This window comes from Vibrio genomosp. F6, assembly GCF_005146325.1.
Classification (GTDB): domain Bacteria; phylum Pseudomonadota; class Gammaproteobacteria; order Enterobacterales; family Vibrionaceae; genus Vibrio; species Vibrio cortegadensis.
Genome location: NZ_SYUT01000074.1, coordinates 1 through 5,133 on the forward strand (window position 1 = coordinate 1; position 5,133 = coordinate 5,133).

Here is a 5,133-nt window from a genome sequence, read left to right on the forward strand (position 1 = left end):
TTTTGTGGGGTACACCAAAATTTAATTGGAGTACGGTGCATGAGCATTAGTGATGTGATAGTTGTACTAAATAAATATAGTGGATTGCTTGCTGTTTTAGTTGCGCTTGTACCTATTGTTTGGCTGGCATTTGATTACCTAAAATATAAAAGAGCGATACTTGAACATCAAAGATATGAACATGTAAAAAAGGCATTGTCAGACCTAGCAGATAAAAGTGTAACTAGCCAAGAGCAACTTTTGGCGATTAGTGAATTGGTTAATCACGAAAAGTATCATGATATTATTTACAGGATATTTGATGATATTTACGATGAAAGCCTCCAAACTGACCCGTTCCATCGGGAGTTAAAAATAAGTATGGAGTTGATTAAATCGAAAAACAAAAATTTATAACAAAGCGTTTAAGACAGATTCCCAACGCTCGGCATTTTCAGTTCAAGTCAGTTTTGGTGTTTACGGTGCAATGATTTAGGTTAGGTGGTGGCGTTGCTCACTACTTAACGCGGCGTTATATGGCATCAGAGTCTTGCAATAGAATTTAGGTATTATAATTATGAAATTAGCCGTAAATGTTGACTTGAAAAAGTCAATCTACTTGGATGAACGTGGGGATAGAAACCCAAATGTTAAGAGTGCTTTGGACTACTTCTTCATCGGTGGAGTTGAGGTTAATGACAAGGATAAAGCAACGATCATTCAATTTGTTAGAGATTTTAAAGCGAAACTATACCCAGAACAAGATTCAAACTCATGGGAACTGAAAGGGGCAAGTAACCCTGCCTTTATTGGTGATAGCAATTTATCGAAAGAAGAAAATGGTAAACTGCACAAACTAGCAGCAGAAAATAAGTGGGGTATGTGGGCTAAAGCTATAGAAGCTGCTAGGTTGCCATATAAACTGCATGGTTCATTTATTAAGCTCTCTCAATTTAAAGTAAATAATCCAGCAGCGACTGAAGAGGATGTCATTAAAACTGCCTTTATAAACGTTGCTTATAAGTTTGTTAACTTCGCTTGCGTTGATAGACATTTAGATCAAAATAGGCAGTGGGATTACACCATTTTTCCTAGTCGTTTTTACTTTGATAATGTTACAGGGTTGCAAGAAAAAGCAGTATTGGAAGCTTTTCAAGAATATCCTGCTCATTACCCTCATATTGCTAATGGCTTTTGTGTTGGACAAAACTTGAATTTCATTACAAACGAAAGATTTGATGATGACGATGAACTGATGATGCAGTTTGTTGATATGCAAATCTACGCTTTAACACGCTTCCTAAGCCCGAGTCGTGGTAAGGGTAATGACTCTGCAAATATTCTAATTGACTTTGAAGAGTACGTGTATAAGTTGCCATTAATACAGAAAAATGAATTACAGGTCTCTAACGATGAGTTAAGAAAAATCAGTGAGTTGCACTATAACGTAGTACCATTGTTCCATGATATTCAAAATCGTTTCCACCGTTTTGGATGGAAAGATGAAAGACCCGCTACATCTCTTTCATTGATTTCCGATGATGTATATGAAAATTTCGGTTATGAAGCTCATGTTAATATGCAAACCTTCAGCGGTATGTTAAAGCCTCCACAAGGACCGTTATTTAAAATGCTTAATACGTTCCCAGAAACAGCCATATAACAAAGCATTTAAGAGTGATTCCCAACGCTTGGCATTTTTCATTCCATCGTTGGGTTTAGTGTTTACGGTGGTATGGTTGGGGTTCGTGGTAGCGTTGCTCACACCTTAATGCGGCGTTATGTTGCATATCTGTTTTATTGATGTTAATAAAGAGGTTGATATTTTTATATATTAATTGTTTTTCATATCACCATCTTTTATAACCCCCCCAATATCTATAAGATGCTCCAGTTGGTTGTTTTTTATATTAAATATAGGGGTAGCGTCAGCATGACAAAAATAAAAACGTTAACAATACTATTTGTAATAAGTGCTTTGGCTGGTTGTGGATCGTTAGGTCCAATGCAACTTATGGAAGGACCTCTTTATACACCTGCATTTGATGTCCTAGCCTTGGACACTGTTAATGATGGGGCAGAAAAAATCAAATATAAAGAATTTACTTCAATGTATGAGAATGGTGAGTACCAGGGGAATGGAGTGTTTTTTATTACAGATAATGGAGCTTATTTGGCTGAATGGGATTATATAGGATATGAGTACAAGCTAGTATATAAAGTATCTAGGCAAGAAATAGTTAGTGTTTCTGATAGTAGGGTGAACAGAGATATTGGCTTTGACTCTGATTTGCTAGTAATAAAAGATACACAAGGTTATCGCGTTGGGTTCAGTCTTCAAGGGAAGAATGCTGCAAGAAGTATACTTAGGAATTTGTAGAAACACACCTAATATTTGCATTCCAGTAACATAACAATCTGTTTAAGCTGACAGCCAACGCGTGGCATTTTCAGTTCCAATTGATTTAGGTGTAATCGGCGTATTGCTTTAGGTTCAGGTATGCGTTGGTCTGCAACTTAACAGGGCGTTATGGCGCAGGGCAAAATTCAGCTAAGGGAACTGGATGAGTGAGAAAGTGAAAGTAGCCTTGAAGTGGCTAAAAGGACTTTTGGATGCAGAGAGCATTGAGTACCAAATTGTCGGTGGACTAGCTGCAACTATTCATGGTGGCAGCCGTGAAATTGCTGACATTGACCTTTATATCCACAACTCTGATGCAAATAAGCTCTTGGCTCACGTATCTCAATTCATATCTAAACCGTTAACTCGTTATACTGAATACGGTTGGGATTTAGAGTATTTCCAGTTGGTTTACCAAAATCAAAAAATTGAAATCGGTTTATCTCAAAATACCAAAATCCAATCGTCATTGGACGGTTCATGGCATCAACTAGAAATCGACTTTGCAAAGTCAGTTGTCAAAAGTTATCAAGGCATTGAATTACAGGTTATGCCAGCTTATCAACTGGTAGAGTACAAACGAATATTGAGTAGGGAAGTAGACCTAATTGACATTCAGCAGTTAGCTTCAAGTTCAGCGCCATAACAAAGCGTTTAAGACGGATTCCCAACGCTCGGCATTTTTAGTTTGCTTTGAATTTAGTGTTTACGGCACAATACTTTAGGTGCAGTGGTCTGCGTTGCTCACCACTTAACGCGGCGTTAGAACTATCTTTACCATTGGTACTTCCCAATACATTTCTACCTAGTATAATATCTCTATAATTTACATTAAATCAGTGGCTTAAGTGTGAGCAATAAATTTGGTTTTACTGGGAAATCTAATTTTTTCAGTAGGTTGGGTGCAAAGCTCCATAAAGGCTTTTATAACTTTTGTACGCCTTTCGGTACGATTGTTATGACGGTTGGAGGTGCGTACGCGGGGTCATATCAATGGAAAACAAACTTTGATGCAATATCTGGCTTTAAAAGTTGTTTAGGGTTTGTTTTTACTAACCCTGTTTTGGCATTGGCTGTCGGAGGTTTTGTTACATTAGTTGGAGCTCGTGGTACACATAAAGACCAAGAACGTTTAGTTTCAGAAAACGATCGTTTGAGTAAAGAAAATGAAAAGGTATCTGACCTTAAGCTGCAATTGGATGCCTCTCAAGAAGATTGTCAAAACTTGCGCTCAGAGACTTACAACACCCATAAAAAACTTGTTGAAACTTGGCTGAAAAGTGTATTCAAGCAAATGGGATTAGATTCGCATTGTCGAGTAACCATTTACTATGAAGATAGAGAGTCATTCTATCTATTAGCGAGATACTCGGCTAACCCAATGTTTTCTAAAGAACACAGACAGAAGTTCCCACTAAATAATGGTGTCATTAGCCAAGTATGGCAGCATAGTGAGTATGCTTTAGAAGATTGTCCGTCTTACACTGAAAATAAGCCAGAATATTGCGACTATATGGAACAGCACCATGGATATGACGCAGCAAGGATTGACCAATTATCAATGAAGAGCAATGTTTTTTATGGTCTGTCGATCACTGACGCTGATGACAATATTGGGGTAATATTAGTAGAGAGTGATTGTGGCGACTTGATTGTGACTAAGAAACAACAAATAAAAGATTACTGTACAAACTATCAGAGTCATCTATCTGCTTTTGTCCGAGATGCAATAGCACTAGATAAGACAATTAGTCAGGTAAATAGAGCTAAAGTATCGAGTCCTGACAATGATATTTTAAGTGAATTAGGAGGTATGTAATGAATAAACTTCAGAATGTTGTTGGTTATCTATGCAAAACATATCCCCATAAAGGTGAGCTATCAAAAGCTAGATTAACAAAATTAGTTTATTTAACAGATTGGTTCTCTGCATTAGTAGATGAGAAGCAAGTCACTGATATTGAATGGCTATTTAATCATTTTGGACCATATGTCGATGATGTGTATCAATGTGCTGATGAAAGGTTAGGTTTTACGAAGTCAGTAGAAAAAACATACTATGGCAAAGATAAGAGCTTGATTGGCTTCAAAGGTGAATTGGATGATGGAGGTTTGTCTCAGAGAGAAATTGCTATCATGGATAAAGTAATAAGTAAGACTAAGAAACTATATTTCGACGATTTTATAGACTATGTATATTCTACATATCCAGTAAAATCCAATGAAAGATACTCTCACTTGAACTTGGTTACATTAGCCAAAGAGTTCAAAAGCCAATAGTTCTAACAAAGCATTTAAGAGTGATTCCCAACGCTTGGCATTTTTATGTCATCGTTGGGTTTTGTGTTTATGGAGCAATGGTTTAGGTTAGGTGGTTGCGTTGCTCACACCTTAATGCGGCGTTATATTGCATAAGATTCAAAGGGTTAAATTATCCGTTTATCTTTGTTCTGCGTTCAAGCTACACACCTGTTTATTTCGTGAAAAATGCCATCAAAATGCCCATCGCACGTAGAAGGTTTTGCTGTTAATTAGCTGCAACGTCACGCAAGTCTCCTCGTTAGTAAGTTTTGCTGGCTCAAGTTCATTTTGCGCGGCTTCTTTTTCGTGGAAACTTCATTGAAAATCGTGGTTTCAGCGCACTTTGCCGTCAGGTTTCTCGCTCGAATTCTTTGTCATTCTGGCTAATCGAATGACTCCAATTTCAACTCATTTCGCTTCTTAGCCAAGTGCGTTTGTTGTCTATGATTGAG

Annotated in this window: 6 protein-coding genes; all 6 read left to right on the forward strand. The window is 37.3% G+C overall.

Annotated elements, in window-relative coordinates; translation table 11 throughout:
- Positions 1-396 (forward strand): hypothetical protein (locus FCV43_RS18915; protein WP_206380345.1); only part of this gene is annotated, 396 nt, incomplete at its 5' end.
- Between the two features lie 160 nt (positions 397-556).
- Positions 557-1,642 (forward strand): DUF3800 domain-containing protein, encoded by a 1,086-nt coding sequence (locus tag FCV43_RS18920; protein ID WP_136996047.1) that lies wholly within the window; start codon positions 557-559, stop codon positions 1,640-1,642.
- Positions 1,643-1,912: 270 nt separating this feature from the next.
- Positions 1,913-2,359, forward strand: coding sequence for a hypothetical protein (locus FCV43_RS18925; RefSeq protein WP_136996048.1), 447 nt, complete (start codon positions 1,913-1,915; stop codon positions 2,357-2,359).
- Between the two features lie 184 nt (positions 2,360-2,543).
- A complete protein-coding gene (locus FCV43_RS18930) occupies positions 2,544-3,026 on the forward strand; it encodes a MazG-related protein (RefSeq protein WP_136996049.1) in 483 nt (160 codons plus the stop codon).
- Positions 3,027-3,230: 204 nt separating this feature from the next.
- On the forward strand, positions 3,231-4,199 hold the full coding sequence (locus tag FCV43_RS18935; protein WP_136996050.1) for a hypothetical protein: 969 nt from the start codon (positions 3,231-3,233) through the stop codon (positions 4,197-4,199).
- Positions 4,199-4,660, forward strand: a complete 462-nt coding sequence (locus FCV43_RS18940; RefSeq protein ID WP_016799037.1) for a Panacea domain-containing protein — start codon at positions 4,199-4,201, stop codon at positions 4,658-4,660. The genes FCV43_RS18935 and FCV43_RS18940 overlap by 1 nt, the downstream gene beginning before the upstream one ends.
- The last annotated feature ends 473 nt before the right edge of the window (positions 4,661-5,133 follow it).

What these genes read in the sequence shown, in the direction of transcription:
- FCV43_RS18925 (WP_136996048.1), top strand. Translation starts at nt 1,913, where the DNA reads ATGACAAAAATAAAAACGTTAACAATACTATTTGTAATAAGTGCTTTG.
- FCV43_RS18930 (WP_136996049.1), top strand. Translation starts at nt 2,544, where the DNA reads ATGAGTGAGAAAGTGAAAGTAGCCTTGAAGTGGCTAAAAGGACTTTTG.
- FCV43_RS18920 (WP_136996047.1), top strand. Translation starts at nt 557, where the DNA reads ATGAAATTAGCCGTAAATGTTGACTTGAAAAAGTCAATCTACTTGGAT.
- FCV43_RS18940 (WP_016799037.1), top strand. Translation starts at nt 4,199, where the DNA reads ATGAATAAACTTCAGAATGTTGTTGGTTATCTATGCAAAACATATCCC.